Origin of the sequence: Pseudomonas sp. HS-18, from assembly GCF_020401845.1 — a bacterium.
GTDB lineage: Bacteria > Pseudomonadota > Gammaproteobacteria > Pseudomonadales > Pseudomonadaceae > Pseudomonas > Pseudomonas nitroreducens.
In genome coordinates this window covers 5,201,712-5,223,417 of record NZ_CP084413.1, presented here as the reverse complement: position 1 = coordinate 5,223,417, position 21,706 = coordinate 5,201,712, and the positions used below count along the sequence as shown (strand labels likewise).

Sequence of the window (21,706 nt, the reverse complement as noted above, 5' to 3'; positions counted from 1 at the left end):
AGCATCCGGCAGGAGAGCGAGCCTGGAGGATGCGCGCAGAGCCGCCCGGCGGCCAGTGACAGAAAGGTACAATTTGCGCAAACTGTCCGTAAATTATCCCGGTACAAAATCCAGGGGCAGGCGAGGGCGGCATGGGCAGGCCAAAGAGCACACGGGTCGATTCGGTAATGCAGCATGTGCGCGAGCGCCTGGCGGCGCGGGCGCTGGTGCCGGGGGAACGGTTGCCGTCGATTCGCCAGTTGGCCGAGCAGCTGGAGGTGTCCAAGACTACCGTGGTGGAGGCTTACGACCGCCTGGCCGCCGACGGCGTGATCGCTGCGCGGCGTGGCTCCGGTTTCTATGTAGCCGGCCATGCGCCGCCGCTGTCCCTGGCGGACGTCGGCCCGACGCTGGACCGCAGCATCGACCCGCTGTGGATTTCCCGGCAATCCCTGGAGGCCGCGGATACCTCGCTCAAGCCCGGTTGCGGCTGGCTGCCGCCGTCCTGGCTGCCGGAAGAGGAGCTGCGCCGCGCGCTGCGGCAGATTGCCCGCGCGCCGCAATCCAGCCTGCTGGAATATGGTCGCCCCTATGGCCACTCCGGCCTGCGCGAACAACTGGCGCGGCGGCTGGGCGATTACGGCGTGCCGGTGGGCCCGCAGCAGATAGTGCTGACCGACAACGGCACCCAGGCCATCGACCTGATCTGCCGCTTTCTGCTGGAGCCCGGCGACTGCGTGCTGGTGGACGACCCGGGCTACTTCAACTTCCAGGCACTGTTGCGTGCCCATCGGGTGCAGGTCGTCGGTGTGCCCTATACGCCGACCGGGCCGGACGTCGCCGCCATGGCTGGCCTGCTGGAGCAGCACCGGCCGCGCCTGTACATCACCAACTCGGCCTTCCATAACCCCACCGGCGCGGTGCTCTCGCCGCTGGTCGCCCATCGCCTGCTGAAGTTGGCCGAGGCCCATGACCTGCTGATCGTCGAGGACGATATCTTCGGCGACTTCGAGCACGAAAGTGCGCCGCGCCTGTCGGCCTTCGACGGGCTGGAGCGGGTGATCCAGGTCGGCAGCTTCTCCAAGACGCTGTCGGCTTCGGTGCGCTGCGGCTACATCGCCACCCAGCCGGAATGGTGCGAGCGCCTGGTGGACCTGAAGCTGGCGACCAGCTTCGGCAACAGCCCGTTCAGTGCCGAGATGCTCTTCGAGCTGCTGCGCAAGGGCAGCTACCGCCGCCACCTGGATAGCCTGCGCGGGCGCCTGGCCGACGCCATGGGCGAGACGCTGCTGCGCTTGCGCGCGCTGGATATCCAGCCCTGGCTGGAGCCGCGCGGCGGGGTGTTCGTCTGGGCCTGCCTGCCGGGAGGGCTGGACGCCGCCGAAGTCTCGCGCGCGGCCCTGGCGGACAACCTGGTGCTGGCGCCGGGCAACGTTTTCAGCCTGAGCCAGAGCGCCACAGGTTACCTGCGCTTCAACGTCGCGCAGTGCCTGTCGCCTCGTGTGTTCGAGGGGCTGGAGCGGGCCATGGGGCAGGTGGCGAATCGCCCGTAAAGGCGATAACTCCTGTATCGACCGAAACGGCTGCGGAAAATTGAACAGTTGTACAAGGGAATCTGAAAAATACCACTTCACGGTCGAACGGGTGGGTGAACTGCCAGCAGGAGCGAAGCTCTAGGATTATCGATTCAGCCGTTCGGGGCGCACTGAGCATCCCGAGGTGAATCGTTGGATCAGAAAAAGAGGACACCCCATGGCCGAGCCGTGCCAGTTGTACCTGAAGGTTGCCATCAGCCGCTTCAGGTTTGAGGCCTTTCTTTCCCAGGAGGCGGGTTCCGCCGCCTGTTTTGGCGATCTCGAGCGATGGCTGGATGGCGATCACCACCGGCGAGGCGGCCTCACCTGGAGCGAACTCTGCGAACTGGGGCAGGGCACCACCGCGGCGGCCTGGGTCGCGGGCTGGAGCCGGCACCTGCGCTCGCCGGCCTGGAACCACTACGACGATGCGACCCAGACCTGGAGCCTGGGCGTGCTGGAGTTCACCGAAAGGCGCGACTGGATCATCGGTGCGATCAACGTGCTGCGCAGAATCGCTGAGTACAAGGACCTACCGGACACGGACTATCTGCTGATCTACGAATACCTGTTCGGCAAAGGCACGGTGGTGGCCGCCGTCGAACTGACACCCGGTGCTTCCCGGATACTGCCGGGGCCGCCGCCCCTGCGTGTCACGGCCGAGGCCGACCTGATGATGAACAGTCTGTTGCGCGCCATGGATGTGACCGCGGCCTATGCCGTTCAGCGAATTTCCGACACAGATACTCACAAACGGCGCTGCTGAGTTCTTTTAATTGAGAAGCAATATCATATAATTCCGCTTTTCAATCGCGCGCCTGGGCTGTGCCCGGGCCGCCTCGCAGGATTCACCTCGATGTGCGTCTCACCGCGCCTGAACCGTTCGAGCACCCAACCATGAGCGCAACCCAGGCCGGCGTCATCGCTGCCCGCATCCTCAGCGCCGTGGTCGGCGGCTATGCCCTGGCCTACACCGCCACTGCCTTCTTCAGCGTCTACCTGCCGATGTCGCGCTCGGATCGCGTGTCGCTGGCCAGCCTGGCCTGCTTCATCGTCTGGGTCGCGGCGATCCTCTACGCCTTCGGCGCGAAAAGCCCGTGGCGCGCGGTGTGGGTGCCGGTGGCGCTGAGCGTCGTGCTGGGCCTGGCCGCCTTCCTGCCGACCGCCTACGGGGTGCGCCCATGAGCCTGCGCCAATCCATGTCCGGCCTGCACACCTGGAGCGGGCTGCTGGTCAGCTGGATTCTCTTTGTCGTGCTGTTCTCCGGCACCGTCGCGGTGTTCGACAAGGAGCTCACCCGCTGGATGACGCCGCAGTTGCACACGCTGGACGAAGTGAAAGTCGGTGCCGACCAGGTGCGTGAGCTGATCGTCGAGCGTGCGCCCAAGGCCCACGGCTACTGGATGCACCCGCCCACCGAACGCATGCCGTACTGGACGGCTGGCTGGGAGCCGGCGGACTTCAGCGAGTTCCAGTCGTTCCTGGTGGACGCCCAGAGCGGCGAGGTATTGCCCAGGACCGTCGGCGGCAACTTCTTCCTCGAACTGCACTACGAGCTGCATGGCGGGATGATCGGCCTCTACGTGGTCGGCGTGGCCGGTGTGTTCATGCTGGTGGCGCTGGTCAGCGGGGTGATCGTCCACCGGCGCATCTTCAAGGACTTCTTCACCCTGCGTCCGAAGGCGGCGAAGCAGCGCGCCTGGCTGGATGCGCACAACGTGCTGGGCGTGCTTGGCCTGCCGTTCCATCTGCTGATGGCGTACACGGGGCTGGCGGTCTTCATCACCTTCTATATGACCGCCGGCATCAAGGTGGCCTACAAGAACGACATGGAGCATTTCTTCCATGACGTGCAGGGTGCCTTCGACCGGGAAGCGCTGGGCAAGCCGGCGAAGGCGACCAAGTCCATCGACAACATGATCCTCAAGGCCCGTGAAGCCTGGGGCGACGACAGCCAGGTCGGCTGGATCAATATCGAGAACCCGGGGGACGCCGGCGCGATGGTGCAGATCCGCAAGGCGGTGGACAAGGGCATGGTCAACGACCAGCGCACCGTGTCCTTCGACTCCGGCAGCGGCGCGCTGCTGCACGTGCAGAAGCCCTACAAGCCGGGCTACAAGACCTACGCCTGGTTGACCGGCCTGCACATGGCGCAGTTCGGCAACGACCTGCTGCGGGTGATGTATTTCGCCCTCGGCCTGGTGGGCTGCGTGATGGTGTTCGGCGGCCTGCAAGTCTGGGTGAGCAAGCGTGAAACCCGTGGCCACCGGGGCGTGGCGCTGGTACGCACGCTCAACGGCGCGGTGTGCGGCGGCCTCCCGGTCGCCTCGCTCGGCCTGCTCGCGGCTTCGCGGTTGTTGCCGGCCGATCTGCTCCAGCGCACTCGCTGGGAAGCCACCGCCTTCGTGGTGATCTGGCTGCTGGCGCTGCTCCATGCGCTGCTGCGCCGGGGTAGCCGGGCCATGGCCCGCGAGCAGTTCGTCACCCTGGCAGCGCTGGCGTTTTTGCTGCCGGTGCTGAGTCTGTTCGGCCCCGAGCCGGGACGGATCACGACCCACTTCGCCAATGGCGACTGGACGATGGTCGGTATCGATCTTGGTCTGCTGCTGGTCGGCAGCCTCTGCGCCTTTCTTGGCTGGCGACTGGGCCAGGAGCGCGCCGAGCCCGCCCGCGCAGGTCGTGCCCGTAACGAGGAGTTCGCCTGATGCTGCTGGTGTTCGGTCTCAATCTGCTGGCGCTGGCGGCGGGCTGCCTGTCGCTGTCGCGCCATCACCGCGATCTGTTCGGTAATGCGCCCTCCGAGTCCCGTGTGCGTCTGCTGCGTATCGTGGCGCTGGTGGATGGCGCGCTGGCGCTGGCCTACGCGATCCACGTCATCGGCATGGAACTGGGCATCGTCTATTGGGCGTGCCTGTTGATGATCGCGGGGGCTGTGCTGGTCCTGCTGCTGGCCTGGCGGCCGCGCTGGGCGCTGCCGACGGCGGCGGCGATGCCGGTGATTGGTGGTGTGTTGGCCGTACTCGGCTGACGCTTCAAGCTTTTATAGGAGCGAGCAAGCTCGCTCCTATAGGTCGGGTGTTCGCGCAGGATCGGCCAGCGGCCTACTCCTCGAACGCCTGCCGATATTCCCCCGGTGTGCCACCCACCACCGACCTGAAACGGTTGGCGAAATGACTGGCGCTGGAGAACCCGCACGCCAGCGCCACCTGGCTCAGCGGCTGGCGCGTATCGCGCAGCAGGCGCTGCGCCAGGGCCACGCGGCGGGCCAGCACGTACTGGTGCGGCGGCATGCCGAAGCTTTCGCGGAACATCCGCGCGAAGTGGTATTCCGACAGCGCCGTCTGCATCGCCAGCTCGCCCAGCGACAATGGCTGGTCCAGGCGCTGCTCGATGTACTCGGCAACCCGCCGGCGCATCACCGGTGCCAATCCGCCCTTGAGCTTCAACCCTTCCCGCAGGCCGACCTGATTGAGCAACAGATGATCGATCAGGTCATGGGCCAGGGTACTGGTGCGGATGCGTTCGCCCGGCTCGTGCCAGTCCAGCTTCACCAGTTGGCGGAATCGCGCAGCCTGCTGCGGGTCATCGAGGAAGGTGCGTTCGTGCAGTTGCAGTTCACGCGGCTCGCGGTCGAGCAGGCGGATGCAGCCGAGGGAGAACTGTTCCTGGCCGATATAGAGGTGCGCCAGGCGGATGTCGCCGTTGACGATCCAGGCCGACTCGGCGCCGGCCGGCATCACACAGAGTTTGTCTGGTGCACCCTTGCTGCCCGGCGCGCCGCGGCGAAAGGTGCCGGTGCCGTCGTTCAGGTAGCAGGACAGCGTGTGGTGGCTGGGCGCGTGGTAGTCGCGGGCATCGTGGCTGTTGCTCCAGATCGCCGCGGACAGCCCGTCGCCCAGCTCCGCGCAGCGCTCCAGGCGGGCGTTGGGCGAGGCGTTCATCGACTGAAAGACTTCGAGCTGCGAAATGGCTGACATGGGCGTTCCTCTGCTGCCTTCACTCTACCCGCGCGGGCGCGCCTTGCCAGCCCGGCTGTCGCAATAAGCGCAAGAATCTGCAAGCCGGTCCCGGGCCTGGGCGGGAGACTGTTTCTCCAGTCATCCGGAGATCGCCATGAATCTCTCGCTCTACCTGCTCACGGTGCTCATCTGGGGCACCACCTGGATCGCCATCAAGCTGCAGGTCGGCGCCGTCGCCATTCCGTTGTCCATCGCCTACCGCTTCAGCCTGGCGGCGCTGGTGCTGTTCGCCCTGCTGCTGGTGTCGCGGCGGTTGCAGCCGCTGGGCCGGCGCGGGCAGGCGATCTGCTTCGCCCAGGGGTTGTGCCTGTTCTGCGTGAACTTCCTGTGCTTCTACACCGCGAGCCAATGGATCCCCAGCGGGCTGGTCGCCGTGGTGTTTTCCACCGCCACGCTGTGGAATGCGCTGAATGCGCGGATTTTCTTCGGCCAGCGCATTGCGCCCAACGTGCTGGGCGGCGGCGCATTCGGCCTTGCAGGGCTGGCGCTGCTGTTCTGGCCGGAGCTGTCGGGGCACCAGGCGACGCGGGAGACCTTCTACGGCCTGGGCCTGGCGCTGCTCGGCACCTTGTGTTTCTCGGCGGGCAACCTGTTGTCGAGCCTGCAGCAGAAGGCCGGGCTGCGGCCGCTGTCGACCAATGCCTGGGGCATGCTCTACGGCTCGCTGATCCTGCTGGGCATCTGCCTGGTGCGGGGCGTCCCGCTGACCTTCGACAGCAGCCCGCAGTACGTCTGGTCGCTGCTGTACCTGGCGATTCCCGGCTCGGTGATCGGCTTTACCGCCTACCTGACGCTGGTCGGGCGCATGGGGCCGGAGCGTGCGGCCTATTGCACCGTGCTGTTCCCGGTGGTGGCGCTGAACGTCTCGGCCTTCGCCGAAGGCTACCAGTGGAGCCTGCCGGCGTTGGCCGGGCTGGGGCTGGTGATGGCCGGCAACGTCCTGGTGTTCCGCAAGCCCAGGCCAGTGCTGCAGCCGGCACGGGCGTGAACCTGTAGGAGCGAGCTTGCTCGCGAACAGCCTCACTGCGATGCTGGTTCGCGAGCGAGCTCGCTCCTACATCGATATCCTGGCTTCAGCGCTGGGACATCAGCTTCGTAGGGCGAATAACGCGCCAGCGTTATCCGCCGCCGAGGTGCCGGCGGATAACCTGTTCCAGGTTATGCGCCCTACGAAAAGCGCATCAGGCCTTCCACGACTGCGGGTTGACCAGGTTCTTCGGTCGCTCGCCACGCAGCGCCGCCTCGAAGTTGTCCAGCGCGCACTCGGCCATGGCCTGGCGGGTTTCGTGGGTCGCCGAGCCGATGTGCGGCAGGGTCACGGCGTTGGGCAGGGCGAACAGCGGCGACTCGGCCAGCGGTTCCTTCTCGTAGACGTCCAGGCCGGCGGCGAGGATGCGCTTCTCCTGCAGCGCTTCCACCAGCGCGGCTTCGTCGATCACCTGGCCTCGGGCGATGTTCACCAGGATGCCGGTGGGCTTCATCAGTTCCAGCTCGCGCTTGCCGATCAGCTTGCGGGTCTTGTCCGACAGCGGCACCACTACGCAGACGAAATCCGCCTCGCCCAACAGTTCATCGAAGCCGCAGAAACGCGCGCCCAGTTCCTGTTCCAGCTCCGGCTTGCGGCTGTTGCCGTGGTAGAGGATGTCCATGTTGAAACCGAAGTGGCCGCGGCGGGCGATGGCGGCGCCGATGCGGCCCAGGCCGAGGATGCCGAGCTTCTTGCCATGCACGTCGACGCCGAACTGCTGGGCGTCCACGGTGCGCTTCCACTGGCCGGCCTTGGTCCAGGCATCCAGCTCGGCGGTGCGCCGGGCGGCGGCCATCATCAGGGCGAAGCCGAGGTCCGCAGTGGTTTCCGTGAGCACGTCCGGGGTGTTGGTCAGCGGGATGCCGCGCTGGTTCAGGTAATCCAGGTCGTAGTTGTCATAGCCCACCGAGACGCTGGAGATGACTTCCAGCTGCGTGGCCTGGGCCAGTTGCTTCTCGCCCAGCGGCCGACCGACGCCGATCATGCCGTGGGTTTCCGGCAGGGCCGCGGCAAGCTGCGCGTCGACGTCGCCCTGCTTGGGGTCGAGCACGGTGACGTTGAACTGGGCGCGCAGGCGGTTGAGGTGTGCCGCGGCAAGGCGGCTGAAGACAAAGACATTCTTTTTCATGGCTCTCGGACGGCAGGGAGGCGGGGGGGCTTAACCCTACCACTGCCGGGCTAGAGCGGCACAAGGCTTACGTGTGCGCTGGGCGGTTATCGAACGACGAACACCCCGGGTGGTGCGGGGGAAAGTGGGTCGCGGGCAAGCTCACTGAACACCGGGGTAGGGAGTTACACAGTGAGCTTGCCCGCGAAACACGACGAAAGAGGGTGGTCAGGGTCCCACATCGGCGAGGCCGGCGCCATCGGCCTGGAGCACGCCGGGGAGGTTCTCGCGCAGGTAGGCTACCCAGGTCTTGATCTTCGCGTCCAGGTACTGCCGCGACGGGTACAGCGCGTAGACGTTGAGGATCTGCAGCTTGTAATGCGGCAGCACGCGCACCAGCGAGCCATCGCGCAGGCCGTCGATCGCCGAGTAGACCGGCAAGGCGCTGATGCCCATGCCGGAGCCGATGGCCTCGGTCATGGCGTCACCGACATTCACCTGGAAGGGCGAGGGGCCGAGGGTGATCATTTCCTGGCCGTTGGGACCGTCGAACAGCCATTTGTCCAGCGGCAGCACCGGGCTGATCAGGCGCAGGCAGTCGTGCTCCATCAGTTCGGTGGGTGTCTTCGGCGTGCCGCGTCGGGCCAGGTAGTCGGGCGAGGCACAGAGGATGCTGTAGGTCTCGCCGATGCGCTGGGACACCAGGCCCGAATCGGGCAGTTCCGAGGCGACCACGATGGCCACGTCGAAGCCTTCGTCGAGCAGGTCCGGCACGCGGTTGGCCATGGTCAGCTCGAAGGTCACGTCCGGATGCAACTGGCGATAGTTGGCGATGGCGCGGATCACGTAGTGCTGGCCGATGCCGGTCATCGAGTGCACGCGCAGGCGGCCGGCAGGGCGGGCGTGGGCATCGCTGGCCTCGGCCTCGGCCTCCTCGACATAGGCGAGGATCTGCTCGCAGCGCAGCAGGTAGCGCTGGCCGGCCTCGGTCAGGGCGATGCGCCGGGTGGTGCGGTTGAGCAGGCGGGTCCGCAGGTGGGACTCCAGATTGGCGACCGCGCGGGATACGTAGGCGGTGGTGGTGTTCAGCTGCTGCGCGGCGGCGGTGAAACTGCCGGTTTCCGCGACACAGGCGAACGCACGCATGGTCTGCAGTGTGTCCATTGGGGCCTCGTCAGTGGGGCGTCTGTCCCGGGTGGCGACGTCGATGCAGCGATACGTCGCCGCCGCCGGCATGTCCTTGATGGGTGGCAATGCGCGGAGCAGAGCGGGGGCGGCCTATTGTCACATGGATGACGACACACATTGTTTCATTATCGGTAATAAACAATCACAAAACAGCCGGCTTATCCGTTCCCTTTCCCGTCCCTAGAATTCAATCGCCGCAACTGGCTTTGCCGGCTCTCCACGCTTAAAAGCCCCACGCTGAAAAGCTAGACCACTTCCAGGACCTCCACCGTGTCGCGTCACCTCGTGAAAGGACTGACGTTCGTCGGCTCCTTTGTCATTTTTTCAACAATCGCCGGATGTATCAGCACCAACGGCATCGCCCCGCAGGAACAGCGCATGGGCGACACCGAGCTGGCCACCGACGCCGCCATCGCGCACGCCAACCAGGAAGCTGGCTGGCCGGCCGAGCAGTGGTGGCGTGCCTATGGCGATCCGCAGTTGAATAGCTGGGTGCAGACTGCGCTGGACGGCAGCCCGACCCTGGCCCAGGCCGAGGCGCGGGTGCGCATGGCCATGGCCATGGCTGGCGTCGCCGAGTCCGCCGAGTCGCCGCAGATCAGCGGCGATGCCTCGCTGACCCGCCACCGCTGGCCGACCGACTATTTCTATGGCCCCGGCGACCTGGCCGATACCACCACCTGGAACAACAACGCCGCCCTGGGCCTGAGCTATTCGCTCGACCTCTGGGGCCGCGAGCGCAGCAACACCGAGCGCTACCTCGACATCGCCAAGATGACTGCCGCCGAGGCACGGGTCGCCCAGCTGGAGCTGGAGAGCAACATCGTCCGCGCCTACATCCAGCTGTCGCTGCAATACGCCGAGCTGGACATCGGCAAGGCCATGCTGGCTCAGCAACAGGGCATCCTCGCGCTGGCCCAGCGTCGCCTGGCCGGCGGCATCGGCACGCATTTCGAAGTCAGCCAGGCGGAAGTCCCGCTGCCGGAGACCGAGCGCAAGATCGAAGCGGTGGACGAGGAAATCCAGCTGACCCGCAACCAGATCGCCGCCCTGGCCGGCAAAGGCCCCGGCGCCGGCGCCTCGATCCAGCGCCCGAGCCTCAAGCTCGCCAAAGGCCCCGGCCTGCCCAGCAAGCTGCCGATGGAGTTGCTCGGGCACCGCCCGGACGTGGTCGCCAGCCGCTGGAAAGTCGCCGCCCAGGCCAAGGGCGTGGACGTCGCCCGCGCCGAGTTCTACCCCAACGTCGACCTGGTCGCGAGCATCGGCTACAGCGCGGTCGGCGGCGGCATGCTGGAATTCCTCAATGCCGAGAAATTCACTTACGGCGTCGGCCCGGCCATCTCCCTGCCGATCTTCGACGGCGGTCGTCGCCGCTCGCAGCTGAGCCAGGAAGCGGCGGGCTACGACGCCGCCGTGGCGCAGTACAACCAGACGCTGATCAACGCGCTCAAGGGCATCTCCGATCACCTGATCCGCATGCACTCCATGGAGCTGCAGCAAGGCTTCGCCGCCAAGTCCGTGGCCTCGGCCCAGCGCACCTACGACATCGCCACCAAGGCGTACCGTGGCGGCCTGACCGACTACCTCAACGTGCTCAACGCGCAGACCCGCCTGTTTCAGCAGCAACTGGTGGAGCAGCAGGTACGTGCCGCGCGCCTGGCGACCCATGCCGGCCTCGTCGTTGCCCTCGGCGGCGGCCTGATGGACAAGCAGGAAGGCCCGCGGGAGCAAAAGATGGTCCCGGAGACAGTCGACGTGCGTGCGGCACAGGGCGCCGGACGCTGATATGGCGGCGAACGACTTCAGCGCCCACCCGGCGCCGCTGGACGCCCTGCGTCGCGCGCTGCTGGAATGGGGCCGCAGCGACGGCATCACCTGGATCTATATCGCCAAGGTGCTGCTCGCCGCGCTGCTGACCCTGTGGCTGGCGATGCGCCTGGAGCTGCCGCAGCCAAGCACGGCGACCATCACCGTGTTCATCGTCATGCAGCCGCAGAGCGGCCAGGTGTTCGCCAAGAGTTTCTACCGGATTCTCGGCAGCCTCGTCGGGCTCTCCGTGATGGTTGCGCTGATTGCCATCTTCGCCCAGCAGCGCGAGCTGTTCCTGCTGGTCTCGGCGCTGTGGATCGGCCTGTGCACCGTCGGCGCCGCGCGCTACCGCGACTTCCGCTCCTACGCCTGCGTGCTCGCCGGCTACACCGCCACGCTGATCGGCCTGCCCGCCACCCTGCACCCGGAAGCCGCGTTCATGTCGGCCATCTGGCGCGTGCTGGAAATCAGCCTGGGGATTCTCTGCTCCATGGTGGTCAGCGCCACGCTGTTCCCGCAGACCTCCAGCACGGCCATGCGCAGCGCGCTGTACCAGCGTTTCGGCGCCTTCGCCGGCTTCGTCCTGGACAACCTCGGCGGCGGTGATCGGCGCAGGTTCGAGGCATCCAACGTCGCCTTCGCTTCCCAGGCCGTGGGCCTGGAGGCGCTGCGCAGCGTTACCCGCTTCGAAGACCCGCACATGCGCCTGCGTTCGGGTCGCCTGTCGCGCCTGAACAACGAGTTCATGGTCCTCACCACCCGTTACCACGCGCTGCACCAGTTGCTCTCGCGCCTGCGTGCGCAGGAGGCCGAGGCGGTGCTGCGCGCGTTGCAACCGTGCCTGGATGAACTGACTCAGGTGCTCGCTCCATGGCGTGGCCAGTCGGTTAGTGACCGTGATGCCGAATACCTAGCCGCGCAGCTGGAAAGCCATCGCACGCGGATGATGCAGTGCATCCGTTCCGGCCGCGCGCAGCTGCTGGACGAGCAGGATGATCCTGCCGCGCTGCTGGACTACAACACCGCCGGCGAGCTGCTCTACCGCCTTGCCGACGACCTCTACAACTACGCCCTGACCCACGCCTCCCTGGCCGCGCACAAGCACGAGCGGGAGAACTGGAAGCACGGCTTCTCGCCCAAGGCCAACCTGGTCGCCTCGCTGGTGGCGGGCGGGCGTACCGCGCTGATGGTGCTGGTGTTCGGCCTGTTCTGGATCGAGACCGCCTGGCCCAGCGGCAGCACCTTCGTGCTCAACGCCGCCGCCGTCGCCGCGCTGGTTTCGGCCGCGCCGGACCCGGCGAAGATGGCCATGCAGATGGCCGTGGGCACCTTCTTCGCGGCGATCCTCGGCTTCTCGGAAACCTTCTTCGTGTTCCCGCACCTGGACGGCTTCGCCTTGCTGGCCTTCGCCCTGGCACCGGTGTTCGCGGTGGGCGCGTTCTTCTCGATCAAGCCCAAATACGCCGGCTACGGCCTGGGCCTGCTGGTGTTCTTCAGCTTCGGCGCGATCCCGGCGAACCTCACCGTCTACGATCCGGGCCGCATGCTCAACGAGTACATCGCCCTGGTGCTGTCGCAAAGCCTGGCCGCGGTGGTCGCCGCGGTGATCATGCCGCCCACCAGCGCCTGGCTCTGGCGGCGCCTGGAGAAGGACCTGCGCCTGCGCGTGGTGGAAGCCATCAGCGGCAAGCTCGACGGCCTTGTCTCGTCGTTCGAGAGCGGCACCCGCGACCTGCTCAACCAGGCCTACGGCGTCGCCGCGCGCAGCCCGCAGATGCAACGCCGCCTGCTGCGCTGGACCTTCGTGGTTCTGGAAATCGGACATTCGATCATCGAACTGCGTGTCGAGCAGGAGAACCTGCCGAGCGAGCCCTGCTATGCGCAATCGTCGCCCTGGCGGCAGTCGATCCGCGCCATGGGCCGTGCGCTGATCCGCCTGTTCGTCAAGCCCTGCGAAGCCAACCTTGAACGCGCCCTGATTGCCGTGGAGCAGGCCATCGATTGCGTGAAGACCACTGACGAGCCGCGCGCGCCGGACTTCGAAAGCTCGCCGCTGCGCCGCGTGCTCAGCTACCTGCACTTCATCCGCAGCAGCCTGCTCGACCCGCAGTCGCCGCTGCGCGATGGCGAAACCTCTTCTGGAAGATCGACTCATGTTGCCTGACCTGCCCCGCGAGATCGCGTTCCACGGGGTCTACATGCCGACCCTGACCCTGATGTTCCTCGTCGCCGCGGTGATCTGCTGGGGCATCGACCGCATCCTCGCTTCGGTCGGCCTGTACCGCTACACCTGGCACCCGGCGCTGTTCCGCGTGTGCCTGTTCGCCTGCCTGTTCGGCGGGCTGTCCCTCACTGTCTATAAGTAACGAGCGTGCACCCATGACTCTCAAATCCATCATCAGCCTGCTGGCGACCCTGATCATCCTGGCGGTCGCCGCGTTGATCGGCCGCGCCCTCTGGGTGAACTACATGGATACGCCCTGGACCCGCGACGGCCGGGTACGCGCCGATATCATCAACGTCGCCGCCGACGTCTCCGGCGTGGTGGTCGACGTACCGGTGCGCGACAACCAGCAGGTGAAGAAAGGCGATCTCTTGATGCAGATCGACCCGGACCACTACCAGATCGCCGTGAAGCAGGCCGAAGCCCTGGTCGCCTCGCGCAAGGCCACCCTGCAGATGCGCCAGCTCAACGCCAAGCGCCGCCGCGCCATGGATGAAGAAGTGGTCTCCCGCGAGAGCCTGGACGATGCCAGCAACACCGCCGCCGCCTCCGAGGCCGACTACCAGCAGGCCCTGGCCGCGCTGGACGCCGCCAAGCTGAACCTGGAACGTACCCAGGTGCGCGCCTCGGTGGATGGCTACGTGACCAACCTCAACGTGCACCGTGGCGACTACGCCCGCGTCGGCGAGGCGAAGATGGCCGTGGTCGACGAGAACTCCTACTGGATCTACGGCTATTTCGAAGAGACCAAGCTGCCGCACATCCGCGTCGGCGACCCGGCGGAGCTGCAACTGATGAGCGGCGAGCGCCTGAAGGGCCACGTCGAAAGCGTCGCCCGCGCCATCTACGATCGCGATAATCCGGAAAGCCGGGAGCTGGTGGCCGACGTCAACCCGACCTTCAACTGGGTGCGCCTGGCCCAGCGCGTGCCGGTGCGCATCCATATCGACGAGGTACCGGACGGCGTGCTGCTGGCGGCGGGCATCACCGCCACCGTGATCGTCAATCCGCAGAGCCGCAACGCGGAGCATTCCGACGGCGCAGCTGCGACGGCGCAGTGATCTGATCCAGTGAAAAACGGGAGCTTCGGCTCCCGTTTTCGTTGGCGGCCAGATCGCGGCGCTCTTACGGCGGCATGCAAGTCGCGTAGGGCGGAGCGGAGCCCAGGGGCTCTTCGTAGGAGCGAGCTTGCTCGCGAACAGCCCAGCTCCGGTGCCATGCAGTTCGCGAGCAAGCTCGCTCCTACGAAAGCGGTTCAGCCCTCGGCATGCTCGCGCTTGCGGTTCTTGTAGCTGCCGCGGATGTTCATCGCCGCCAGGCACAGCTGCAGGATCACCAGCGCGTAAGCGTGGGCGGGCAGGCCCCAGGCGATCCACAGCGCGTTGCTGGCGATGAATACCCAGAAGCCCACCTTGCGCCGCTTTCGGTCGCGGGAACCCACCAGCCAGGCGGCGAGGACGGTGACCAGCATGGCCGGCCATTGCAGCAGGTCGATCAGTTCGTTCATGGGGGCAAGCTCAGGCGTTTGTCCTGAACTCAGACCAGCCCCGGCGCGGCAAAGTGCGGACGAATTGGATAGCCATCGAGCAGAGCGTTCGTCCTTTCCGGGTCCAGCCCGCCGTTGAAGGGCACGCCCAGCGCCTGGCGATGGATGCCGGTGGATGCCAGCCACAAGGTGTCGATGCGCGCGGCCAGCGCGCCGGGGACGTCGGTCACCAGCGAATCGCCGACGAACAGGATGTGCTTCGCGCCGCGCGCTTCCAACTGCCGTTGGGCGATGCGGAACGCGGAAGGATCGGGTTTGCCGTACCAGTGCACCTTGCCGCCTTCTTCGGCGAAGGCTTCGGCGAGGCGACCGGCGCCGAACACCGTTTGCCCACCGGAGACCACCACGCGGTCCGGGTTCGCGCACAGGAAGGGTTTTTCGGTGGCGCCGCGCAGCGGGGCGAAGCGCTCTTCCAGTTCGTCCTGCGGGAAGCTGCCGACGCCCAGAATCAGCGATGCAGCGTGGATGTCATCGCAGAAGCGCTCGCGGATGTCTGCCGGCCAGGTGGTCAGCGCATCGCCCACACCGACGGTATAGATGCCGCCGCGCTGGAATTCGCGTTCATGGGTGAAGGCGTCGATGGCCAGTTGGCCGGAGGTGGTGATACCGGCGAACAGCTCGCGGGAGACGCCCAGCCGCACCAGGGTGTCGGCCATCTCCGGGACGCTGCGCGAGGCGTTGCTGAGGAACCACACCGGCTTGCCTTCGGCGGCGCGGCGGGCGAGCCAGGCGAGGGCGCCGGGGAAGACGTTGACGCCGTCGATCAGTACGCCCCAGAGATCGAGCAGGAAGCCGTCGTAGTCGGCGCAGAAGGCATCCAGGCCGGTGTGGTCGATATAGCGGGTGTGGGTAACGGCGCTGAAGCGGGAAGCGGTCATGGTGAGCCTGTGAAACGGTGAGGGTGCGGATAAGCTACCGCACTCTCGCCGATTCGGTGTGACAGGTCGCCGATCAGTGCGCCGGGTGCGGCGACCGTTCCTCGCCGAAGGTGTCCGCCAACCAGCCCTTGAGCTGGCAGCCGGCGAAGGCCGAGGTGCTGCATTCGCCGCTGGCCAGGGCCTGTTGCAGCTGGCCGATGTCGGCCTTCTGCACATAGGCGATGGCATCCTGCATGTCATCCTCGGTGCCGAAGCCGCCCTGGGTCATTTCCTTGAGCGCGTCTTCCTTGCTCCAGCCCTGGATCACGGTACGGTACATGGCGGCGAACAGGCCGGTGCGATCACGCCCGTGCTTGCAGTGCATCAACACCGGGCCGTTCTGCTCGGCGCTCTGCAGGATACGCAGGACCTTCAGCACGTCGGCGTCATCGACGCGGTCGGCGTGGGTCGGGAAGCTCACTGCCTCGATGTTCTGCTGGCCGATCCATTCGCGGTCGTCGTCCTTGATGAAGCTCACCACGGTCTTCACCTGCAGGCGCTGCAATTCGGGCAGGTCGGCACTGCCGGGCAGTGCGCTGCGGTAGAGCGTGGGCGACATCTGGTAGAGGTTGAACGATGGGTCCACCGGCCTGGCCCAGTCGGACGGACTCTCGCCGGCGGCCAGGGCGAGTGGGCCGAAGGTCAGCAGGGCAGCGGCGATGGCGCCGCGAAGGGAACGGGGCAGGGACATGGGGACTCCTCCAAGGTCTGCGTCACCTTAGGCGGGGTCGGGTCGTGCCGGGATGAAATGCAGGTGAAGAAAGCGTGAAGTCCGCTCAGCGCCTGTCGGCTGGCAGGAAGCGCAGCAGCACGCCGGGGCGGAAGAACCACCAGACGCACAGCGGGTAGCACAGGTAATTGAGGAAGTAGAGCAGCAGTGCTGCCGGGCTGGGCGTGTTCTTCCACGCCGCCATGCCCACCAGGAGGGTGTAGAGCAGGGCCAGGCCGCCGCCATACAGCGCAGTCAGCCGCCAGCGTTCACCGGTTTCCGCCAGGCGCTTGTGCCGGCGGGCGAACCAGAAGGCCATCGCGGCGGCGATCACCGCCGCCACCAGCAGGGTCGCCGGCACGCCACCGACCCGCAGCAACCCGCGCGCTACCACATTGAGGAAGAAGGCGGCGAGGATACCGGCAAGGGCGAGGTAGCGGACCTGGTATGTCATCAGAGTTGTCCATCGAGGCCGAAGCGCTTCTTCAGCACCTTATCCAGCAGGCCGGTGGGCAGCCAGCGCGAGAGCAGTGGCAGGGCGCGGCTGCCGTTGCCGATGCGCACCAGGCGCGGACGCGGGGACTTCTGCGCGGCGGCCAGCAGCTTCTGCGCGAAGTCGCTGGTTGGGGTGGGCTTGTCCTGGGAGGCGGCGGCACGCGCCTGGATGAATCGGCGCAGCGGCCACCAGGCGGAGTCCTCGCCGACCACCGCGGCCATCTCGCGGCTGGCGTTGGCGCCGAAGTTGGAGGCGATGGCGCCGGGCTGCACCTCCATCACCTCGATGCCGAAAGGCGCCAGTTCCAGGCGCAAGGCGTCGTTCAGTGCGTGCACAGCAGCCTTTGACGCGCAGTAGGCGCCGGCAAAAGGCGTGACCAGCACACCGGACACGCTGCCGATGTTCACCACCAGCCCGCGACGTGCGCGCAGCGCCGGGAACAGCGCGCGGGTGACGCCGACCACGGCGAACACATTGGTTTCGAACTGCCGGCGTATCGCCTGGCTGCCGCCATCGAGCAACGGCCCCATGGCGCCGTAGCCGGCGTTGTTGATGAGCACGTCGAGCCCGCCGGCTTCGCGCTGCAACTGCTCGGCGAGACGTTCGACGGCGGGCTCGTCATTGACGTCCAGCAGCACGCCGCGAAGGCCGGCCTGGCCGAGTGCGGCGACGTCTTCATCGCGGCGGGCGGTGGCCCAGACCTGGTACCCGGCGGTCTGGAAGGCTTCGGCTAGAGCGCGGCCGATACCGCTGGAGCATCCGGTGATGAGGGCGACGGGCTGGGGCATGGTCTGGTAGTCCGTGTCTGTGGGCGGGACTACCGTACCGGATTGTGCGGGGCAGGTGAATCAGTTGCCAAAACGGCCGTTCACCCGCTCGGCGCGGAATTCCAGGGTGCTGGCGCGGTAGCCGGGCCGCAGCGGCGGCAAGGGGAGGCAGTCGCTCCAGCTGTCGCCGGCGAGCAGCGCGCCGGGGCCGCGGTAGCGCGGGGCTTCGTAGAGGTTTTCGGCAAGATCGGTGGTATCGCCAGGGCGGTAGGCGGCGACCTTCCAGCGCAGTTCCAGCAGCGGGCGGGAAGAGCCGTTCTTCAGGCTGACGGCCAGCGGGCGGCCGGGCTGGCACTGCTCGGGCTGGTAGGCGATGCGCAGTTCCAGGTGCTCGAGTTGGCGTGCGTCACTGTTGTCCTGCCAGATGGCGATGGCGATCACACAGGCCAGCCCGACCAGTCCGGCACCGGAGATCGGCAGGGCGCGGGAGGGGTAGCGGATCAGCAGGATGATCCAGGTGACGATCAGCAGGATGCCGTACAGCATGGAGCGCTCCGCGGGGGATGTGTGGATACCTTAGCAGGAGCTTCGCGGCGGTGGGTTGATGTGGCGCCGGCAAAGCGCCAGCCCATAAAAAAGCCCCCGCACCGAATGGTGCGAGGGCATTGGCGCCGATGGGGGGAAGCGCCGGGTCCCGGGGCTTAGCGAACTACAGCCTGGAGTTCCACGTTCTCCGTGGTGCGGCCGTAGACGTCCTCCAGACGCTCGATGTCGTCTTCGCCCAGGTAGCTGCCCGATTGCACCTCGATGATTTCCAGCGGGATCTTGCCGGGGTTGGCCAGGCGATGGACCGAGGCGATCGGGATGTAGGTGGACTGGTTTTCGGTGAGCAGGAAGGTCTTGTCGTCACAGGTCACCTGCGCGGTGCCGGAGACGACGATCCAGTGCTCGGCGCGGTGGTGGTGCATCTGCAGTGACAGACGCGCGCCCGGCTTGACCGAGATGTGCTTGACCTGGAAGCGGCCGCCCATGTCCACCGAGTCGTAGGAACCCCACGGACGATAGACCTGGCAGTGGTTCTGGGTCTCGCTGCGGCCGGCGGCGTCGAGCTGGTTGACCACCTTCTTGACGTCCTGCACGCGGTCCTTGTGGGCGATCATCATGGCGTCCTTGGTCTCGACGACCACGATATCCTCCAGGCCGATCACCGAGACCAGCTTGCCGTTGCCGTGCACCAGGCAGTTGTGGCTGTCGTGGACCATCACGTCGCCCATGGTGACGTTGCCGTCATCGTCCTTGTCGTGCACTTCCCAGATCGACGACCAGCTGCCGACGTCGTTCCAGCCGGCGGACAGCGGCACCACGCAGGCGCGGCGGGTCTTTTCCATCACGGCGTAGTCGATGGAGTTGTCCGGGCAGCACTCGAAGGTGGCGGCGTCGATGCTGATCAGGTCGCCATCGTGCTGGCTGCGCTCCAGGGCCAGCAGGCAGGTGTCGTAGATGTCGGCGTCGTGCTTCTTCAGTTCCTCGAGGAAGCGGCTGGCGCGGAACAGGAACATGCCGCTGTTCCAGAAGTAGCCGCCGTCCTCGACGAACTGCTGGGCTCGGACTTCGTCGGGTTTCTCGATGAAGCGCTCGACGCGGATGACGCCGTCCGGCAGGCCGCGCTCGTCGCCGGCCTTGATGTAGCCGTAGCCGGTTTCCGGACGGTTGGCAGGGATGCCGAATAGCACCATCTCGCCCTTCTCGGCGGCGTTGGTGGCCAGCGCCAGGGCACGCTGGAAGGCGCGCTGGTCGTCGATCACATGGTCGGCCGGGAGGATCAGCAGCAGTTCGTCGCGGCCTTCGGCGAGCAGCTTCATGGCGGCGATGGCGACCGCTGGGGCGGTGTTGCGGCCGAAGGGTTCGAGGAGGATGGACTGGGTCTTCAGGTTCAGCGCTTCGAGCTGCTCCTGGACGATGAAACGGTGTTCCTGGTTGCTCACCACGACGGGCGGCTCCATGCCTTCGAACACCAGGCGTTCCAGCGTCTGCTGGAACAGGGTGTGGTCGCCGGTCAGGGCCAGGAACTGCTTGGGATACTGTTTGCGCGAAAGAGGCCAGAGTCGCGAGCCGCTGCCACCGGAAAGAATTACTGGGATCATCGGGTTTCTCCTTAAGCGTTTGCGTTCTGTCTGCCGAGCCGCGTCGTGCGGACCGGCCTGCGGTTTGGGTGACCTCTCCAGTGCTTGCCGTCGCTGCGGCGCACGGGTTCTTCTGCCGGTGCTGGGCCGGTCTTGTTGTTCTGGGTGGAGCGGGGCGCGTCAATTGCTCGCGCGCCCCAGGACCCTCGCCGAGGGGAGGGCAGGCAGTTCGTGCCAGCGGGAGGTGTGGCGCCTCGCGCGCACTCCGGTTGGGAGTGGCCATGCAGCATCCGCCGGCGCATGGATCAGTCCGCCTTCACCGGGCGCTTGACCCACACCGGGTTCAGCTTGCTGTCACCGGTGACGTAGAGGCAGACCACTTCGCCGCGCTCGAGGGTGACGGGCTTGAGGTCGCTGACTTTCTTCGCGCCGTCGAACAGGGCGAGGTTGACTTTCACCGGGTTGATCTCGCGGTCGCCGTGGCTTTGCGGGGCGACGTTGCTGACCACTTCGGTCTTGCCGTCGGCGGTCTTCAGGGTGAGGGCCTTGCCGCTGAGGTTCTGCACGCGGACCAGGGCCTTCTGCTTGTTCTTGAACGGCGGCTCGGGCACCAGGCGCGGCTGGCCGCCGGGCTGGCTGACGAGGGTGTAGTAGGCGTCCGGGTCAAGCTTCACCGGCAGGCTCTGGGAGCCGACCTTGGCGGTGTAGTTGCCCGGCGGGAGGAACTTGAAGTCGCTGGAGCCCAGCGGTGAGATGTCGTTGAGGGTGGCGTTGCCGACGCTGACGGACAGCTCCGAGCTGCCGGCGTTGTAAGCCCGCACGAAGGTGGAGCCCTTGGGTGCCTGCGGGCCGTAGAGCGCGCCTTCACCGCCGGCGAAGGCGCCGAAGGAAGCGGCGCCCAGGGCGAGGGCGAGGGCGGACGACTTCAGGGTGCGAATGCTCAGTCGGTTCATGGGGTGTACCTCCGTCTTTCTCTCTTGGGGGGCACAAGAGGTGCCCAGTTCCAGCGCTTGGTGCGCCGTGGGTGTTCGGGTCAGTGAGCGGCCTGGTTGGAAGCCAGGCGTTCGTCGCGGTTACCGTCCGCACGCAGTTGCGCCAGCCAGTCCTGGTTGAACTGGCTGAGGTCGCTGTGCATCGGCAGGTAGCGTTCGGGGAATTCCCAGACCAGCAGCTTGGCCGGGGCTTTCTTGAAGCCTTCGTCCTGCAGCAGTTCGAGCATCGGTTCCAGGGGGCCCTTGCCCTCCTTGGCGTAGTTGATGACGTCTGCCGACAGCGCCTGCTTCAGCGCGCCAGCGAAGTTCCAGCGCGGGTTGGCGCTGTAGCTGGTGCCGACCAGGGCGATCTGCGGCTGGGCGCTGTCGCCGAACAGGTCGCCGCCACCTTCGGATGCCGCCGTGGCGTCGTCGGCCGGGTGGGTCTGGCGCTGTTCCAGCTGGTCTTCGGGCGGCAGCAGCTCGGTGAACAGCGGGTCCAGCGGCAGGAAGGTGAGCAGGTCGCCCTTGTGCGCGCCGCTCTTGCCGGCCTCGGTGACGAAGGTCTGGGTCGGCAGGTCGGCACCCTGGCCCTGGCGGATGCTTTCGCCCAGGCGCTGCGCCACGGCCTCGGCGCCCAGCGGAGTCCAGTGGGTGTCGGTGCGCAGGAACACCTGGCCGTTGTCCTTGGCTTTTTCCAGCGTCCCCAGCAGCTCGGGCGCGGCCATGCCGGCCTGGCGGGCGCGTTGCAGGAAGTCGCTGTAGAGCGAGGCGTGCAGGGCGGCGGGTTGTTCCTTGCCGACGAACTCGGGATACAGGCGGGTCTTGGCCGGGATGATCGCCAGCACCAGCTTCACGCCGCGGCGTTCCAGCTCCTGCTGCACACCGCGCACCAGCGCCCAGTTGTCGTCCAGCTGCTGCTGGGTCGGCGCGGGCTTGAACTCTTCATCGGTGAACAGCCAGCCGTCCTTGCCGATCACCACGCCGGGGCGGCCCTCGTCGAAGACGGTGTAGTCCAGCGCGGCCCAGAGGTTGGTGCCCAGGCGCTTGATGGGGAATTCGTCGTCGTAGTGGCCTTCGAAGGCGTGGGCCAGCTTGCCGTTGAGCACGGTGGTGCCTTCGGCGGCGGAGAAGCTCGGGAAAGCCTTCAGCGACCAGCCGGCCAGGCCCAGCAGCATGCCGCCGAAGGCGGCGATGTAGGCGTACTGCAGGGGTTTGCTGATCTTGGGTTGAGTGGTCGATTGCATGA

General features: G+C 66.7%; 22 protein-coding genes. 10 read left to right on the top strand and 12 right to left on the bottom strand.

The genetic code is table 11. The annotated features are described in order from the left end of the window. Window positions 1-131 precede the first annotated feature (131 nt). The 5 genes from LDJ84_RS24330 to LDJ84_RS24310 all read left to right on the top strand — a co-directional run bounded on the left by LDJ84_RS24330 (window position 132) and on the right by LDJ84_RS24310 (window position 4,581). Window positions 132-1,532 carry a PLP-dependent aminotransferase family protein gene (locus LDJ84_RS24330; RefSeq protein ID WP_226045538.1) on the top strand — a complete coding sequence of 467 codons (1,401 nt, stop codon included), beginning with the start codon at window positions 132-134 and terminating at the stop codon, window positions 1,530-1,532. Between the two features lie 199 nt (window positions 1,533-1,731). Further along, window positions 1,732-2,319 (top strand): hypothetical protein, encoded by a 588-nt coding sequence (locus tag LDJ84_RS24325; RefSeq protein WP_024762721.1) that lies wholly within the window; start codon window positions 1,732-1,734, stop codon window positions 2,317-2,319. A 131-nt stretch (window positions 2,320-2,450) separates the two neighbouring features. Beyond that, window positions 2,451-2,738, top strand: a complete 288-nt coding sequence (locus LDJ84_RS24320; RefSeq protein WP_065086696.1) for a DUF3649 domain-containing protein — start codon at window positions 2,451-2,453, stop codon at window positions 2,736-2,738. Next, complete coding sequence (locus LDJ84_RS24315) at window positions 2,735-4,258, top strand: PepSY-associated TM helix domain-containing protein (protein ID WP_226045537.1); 1,524 nt, start codon at window positions 2,735-2,737, stop codon at window positions 4,256-4,258. The genes LDJ84_RS24320 and LDJ84_RS24315 overlap by 4 nt, the downstream gene beginning before the upstream one ends. Next, window positions 4,258-4,581 carry a DUF3325 domain-containing protein gene (locus LDJ84_RS24310; RefSeq protein ID WP_024762724.1) on the top strand — a complete coding sequence of 108 codons (324 nt, stop codon included), beginning with the start codon at window positions 4,258-4,260 and terminating at the stop codon, window positions 4,579-4,581. Before LDJ84_RS24315 ends, LDJ84_RS24310 begins: the two co-directional genes overlap by 1 nt. A 73-nt stretch (window positions 4,582-4,654) precedes the next feature. On the opposite strand, the gene LDJ84_RS24305 is transcribed toward LDJ84_RS24310, so the two are convergent. Beyond that, entirely contained in the window at window positions 4,655-5,530 is an 876-nt protein-coding gene (locus LDJ84_RS24305; RefSeq protein ID WP_024762725.1) for a helix-turn-helix domain-containing protein, read from the bottom strand. 136 nt (window positions 5,531-5,666) lie between these two features. Between LDJ84_RS24305 and LDJ84_RS24300 the strand changes: the two genes are divergently transcribed. Beyond that, complete coding sequence (locus LDJ84_RS24300) at window positions 5,667-6,560, top strand: DMT family transporter (RefSeq protein ID WP_226045536.1); 894 nt, start codon at window positions 5,667-5,669, stop codon at window positions 6,558-6,560. 193 nt (window positions 6,561-6,753) lie between these two features. Here LDJ84_RS24300 and LDJ84_RS24295 read toward each other — a convergent pair whose 3' ends face one another. Together LDJ84_RS24295 and LDJ84_RS24290 are read right to left on the bottom strand one after the other, a co-directional pair. Further along, entirely contained in the window at window positions 6,754-7,728 is a 975-nt protein-coding gene (locus LDJ84_RS24295) for a 2-hydroxyacid dehydrogenase (protein WP_226045535.1), read from the bottom strand. A 207-nt stretch (window positions 7,729-7,935) separates the two neighbouring features. Beyond that, the gene (locus tag LDJ84_RS24290) at window positions 7,936-8,871 is read right to left on the bottom strand and encodes a LysR family transcriptional regulator (protein WP_017519048.1); all 936 of its coding nucleotides are present in this window, start codon (window positions 8,869-8,871) and stop codon (window positions 7,936-7,938) included. A 294-nt stretch (window positions 8,872-9,165) separates the two neighbouring features. Here LDJ84_RS24290 and LDJ84_RS24285 point away from each other — a divergent pair, with 294 nt between their 5' ends. From LDJ84_RS24285 to LDJ84_RS24270, 4 genes are read left to right on the top strand one after another with little or no spacing between them, the layout of a single operon-like run. Further along, window positions 9,166-10,680, top strand: a complete 1,515-nt coding sequence (locus tag LDJ84_RS24285) for an efflux transporter outer membrane subunit (RefSeq protein WP_413247436.1) — start codon at window positions 9,166-9,168, stop codon at window positions 10,678-10,680. A 1-nt stretch (window position 10,681) separates the two neighbouring features. Next, entirely contained in the window at window positions 10,682-12,868 is a 2,187-nt protein-coding gene (locus tag LDJ84_RS24280) for an FUSC family protein (RefSeq protein WP_226045534.1), read from the top strand. Between the two features lies 1 nt (window position 12,869). After that, window positions 12,870-13,070: a DUF1656 domain-containing protein gene (locus LDJ84_RS24275; protein WP_024765858.1), complete on the top strand. Its 201-nt coding sequence runs from the start codon at window positions 12,870-12,872 to the stop codon at window positions 13,068-13,070. 13 nt (window positions 13,071-13,083) lie between these two features. Next, window positions 13,084-13,989 (top strand): HlyD family secretion protein, encoded by a 906-nt coding sequence (locus tag LDJ84_RS24270; RefSeq protein WP_024765857.1) that lies wholly within the window; start codon window positions 13,084-13,086, stop codon window positions 13,987-13,989. Window positions 13,990-14,183: 194 nt separating this feature from the next. Here LDJ84_RS24270 and LDJ84_RS24265 read toward each other — a convergent pair whose 3' ends face one another. The 9 genes from LDJ84_RS24265 to LDJ84_RS24225 all read right to left on the bottom strand — a co-directional run bounded on the left by LDJ84_RS24265 (window position 14,184) and on the right by LDJ84_RS24225 (window position 21,704). Beyond that, a complete protein-coding gene (locus LDJ84_RS24265) occupies window positions 14,184-14,435 on the bottom strand; it encodes a hypothetical protein (protein WP_024765856.1) in 252 nt (83 codons plus the stop codon). Window positions 14,436-14,464: 29 nt separating this feature from the next. Then, the gene (locus LDJ84_RS24260; protein ID WP_226045533.1) at window positions 14,465-15,352 is read right to left on the bottom strand and encodes a TIGR01459 family HAD-type hydrolase; all 888 of its coding nucleotides are present in this window, start codon (window positions 15,350-15,352) and stop codon (window positions 14,465-14,467) included. Window positions 15,353-15,425: 73 nt separating this feature from the next. Further along, window positions 15,426-16,082 carry a dual specificity protein phosphatase family protein gene (locus LDJ84_RS24255; protein WP_024765854.1) on the bottom strand — a complete coding sequence of 219 codons (657 nt, stop codon included), beginning with the start codon at window positions 16,080-16,082 and terminating at the stop codon, window positions 15,426-15,428. Between the two features lie 85 nt (window positions 16,083-16,167). Then, entirely contained in the window at window positions 16,168-16,554 is a 387-nt protein-coding gene (locus tag LDJ84_RS24250) for a hypothetical protein (RefSeq protein ID WP_024765853.1), read from the bottom strand. After that, window positions 16,554-17,384 carry an SDR family oxidoreductase gene (locus LDJ84_RS24245; RefSeq protein ID WP_226045532.1) on the bottom strand — a complete coding sequence of 277 codons (831 nt, stop codon included), beginning with the start codon at window positions 17,382-17,384 and terminating at the stop codon, window positions 16,554-16,556. The genes LDJ84_RS24250 and LDJ84_RS24245 overlap by 1 nt, the downstream gene beginning before the upstream one ends. A 60-nt stretch (window positions 17,385-17,444) precedes the next feature. After that, entirely contained in the window at window positions 17,445-17,909 is a 465-nt protein-coding gene (locus LDJ84_RS24240) for a multidrug transporter (RefSeq protein ID WP_084358691.1), read from the bottom strand. Window positions 17,910-18,064: 155 nt separating this feature from the next. Then, window positions 18,065-19,507, bottom strand: a complete 1,443-nt coding sequence (locus LDJ84_RS24235) for a mannose-1-phosphate guanylyltransferase/mannose-6-phosphate isomerase (protein WP_024765850.1) — start codon at window positions 19,505-19,507, stop codon at window positions 18,065-18,067. A 284-nt stretch (window positions 19,508-19,791) separates the two neighbouring features. Then, window positions 19,792-20,439: an alginate O-acetyltransferase AlgF gene (locus LDJ84_RS24230; protein ID WP_024765849.1), complete on the bottom strand. Its 648-nt coding sequence runs from the start codon at window positions 20,437-20,439 to the stop codon at window positions 19,792-19,794. An 80-nt stretch (window positions 20,440-20,519) separates the two neighbouring features. Then, window positions 20,520-21,704, bottom strand: coding sequence for an alginate O-acetyltransferase (locus LDJ84_RS24225; RefSeq protein ID WP_051445682.1), 1,185 nt, complete (start codon window positions 21,702-21,704; stop codon window positions 20,520-20,522). Between the last annotated feature and the right edge of the window lie 2 nt (window positions 21,705-21,706).

Excerpts from the sequence above, each read along its gene's own strand:
- LDJ84_RS24330 (WP_226045538.1), top strand. The coding sequence starts at position 132 with ATGGGCAGGCCAAAGAGCACACGGGTCGATTCGGTAATGCAGCATGTG.
- LDJ84_RS24260 (WP_226045533.1), bottom strand. The coding sequence starts at position 15,352 with ATGACCGCTTCCCGCTTCAGCGCCGTTACCCACACCCGCTATATCGAC.
- LDJ84_RS24245 (WP_226045532.1), bottom strand. The coding sequence starts at position 17,384 with ATGCCCCAGCCCGTCGCCCTCATCACCGGATGCTCCAGCGGTATCGGC.
- LDJ84_RS24320 (WP_065086696.1), top strand. The coding sequence starts at position 2,451 with ATGAGCGCAACCCAGGCCGGCGTCATCGCTGCCCGCATCCTCAGCGCC.
- LDJ84_RS24270 (WP_024765857.1), top strand. The coding sequence starts at position 13,084 with ATGACTCTCAAATCCATCATCAGCCTGCTGGCGACCCTGATCATCCTG.
- LDJ84_RS24235 (WP_024765850.1), bottom strand. The coding sequence starts at position 19,507 with ATGATCCCAGTAATTCTTTCCGGTGGCAGCGGCTCGCGACTCTGGCCT.
- LDJ84_RS24250 (WP_024765853.1), bottom strand. The coding sequence starts at position 16,554 with ATGACATACCAGGTCCGCTACCTCGCCCTTGCCGGTATCCTCGCCGCC.
- LDJ84_RS24290 (WP_017519048.1), bottom strand. The coding sequence starts at position 8,871 with ATGGACACACTGCAGACCATGCGTGCGTTCGCCTGTGTCGCGGAAACC.
- LDJ84_RS24280 (WP_226045534.1), top strand. The coding sequence starts at position 10,682 with ATGGCGGCGAACGACTTCAGCGCCCACCCGGCGCCGCTGGACGCCCTG.
- LDJ84_RS24225 (WP_051445682.1), bottom strand. The coding sequence starts at position 21,704 with ATGCAATCGACCACTCAACCCAAGATCAGCAAACCCCTGCAGTACGCC.
- LDJ84_RS24240 (WP_084358691.1), bottom strand. The coding sequence starts at position 17,909 with ATGCTGTACGGCATCCTGCTGATCGTCACCTGGATCATCCTGCTGATC.
- LDJ84_RS24325 (WP_024762721.1), top strand. The coding sequence starts at position 1,732 with ATGGCCGAGCCGTGCCAGTTGTACCTGAAGGTTGCCATCAGCCGCTTC.
- LDJ84_RS24315 (WP_226045537.1), top strand. The coding sequence starts at position 2,735 with ATGAGCCTGCGCCAATCCATGTCCGGCCTGCACACCTGGAGCGGGCTG.
- LDJ84_RS24305 (WP_024762725.1), bottom strand. The coding sequence starts at position 5,530 with ATGTCAGCCATTTCGCAGCTCGAAGTCTTTCAGTCGATGAACGCCTCG.
- LDJ84_RS24295 (WP_226045535.1), bottom strand. The coding sequence starts at position 7,728 with ATGAAAAAGAATGTCTTTGTCTTCAGCCGCCTTGCCGCGGCACACCTC.
- LDJ84_RS24255 (WP_024765854.1), bottom strand. The coding sequence starts at position 16,082 with ATGTCCCTGCCCCGTTCCCTTCGCGGCGCCATCGCCGCTGCCCTGCTG.
- LDJ84_RS24230 (WP_024765849.1), bottom strand. The coding sequence starts at position 20,439 with ATGAACCGACTGAGCATTCGCACCCTGAAGTCGTCCGCCCTCGCCCTC.
- LDJ84_RS24300 (WP_226045536.1), top strand. The coding sequence starts at position 5,667 with ATGAATCTCTCGCTCTACCTGCTCACGGTGCTCATCTGGGGCACCACC.
- LDJ84_RS24310 (WP_024762724.1), top strand. The coding sequence starts at position 4,258 with ATGCTGCTGGTGTTCGGTCTCAATCTGCTGGCGCTGGCGGCGGGCTGC.
- LDJ84_RS24265 (WP_024765856.1), bottom strand. The coding sequence starts at position 14,435 with ATGAACGAACTGATCGACCTGCTGCAATGGCCGGCCATGCTGGTCACC.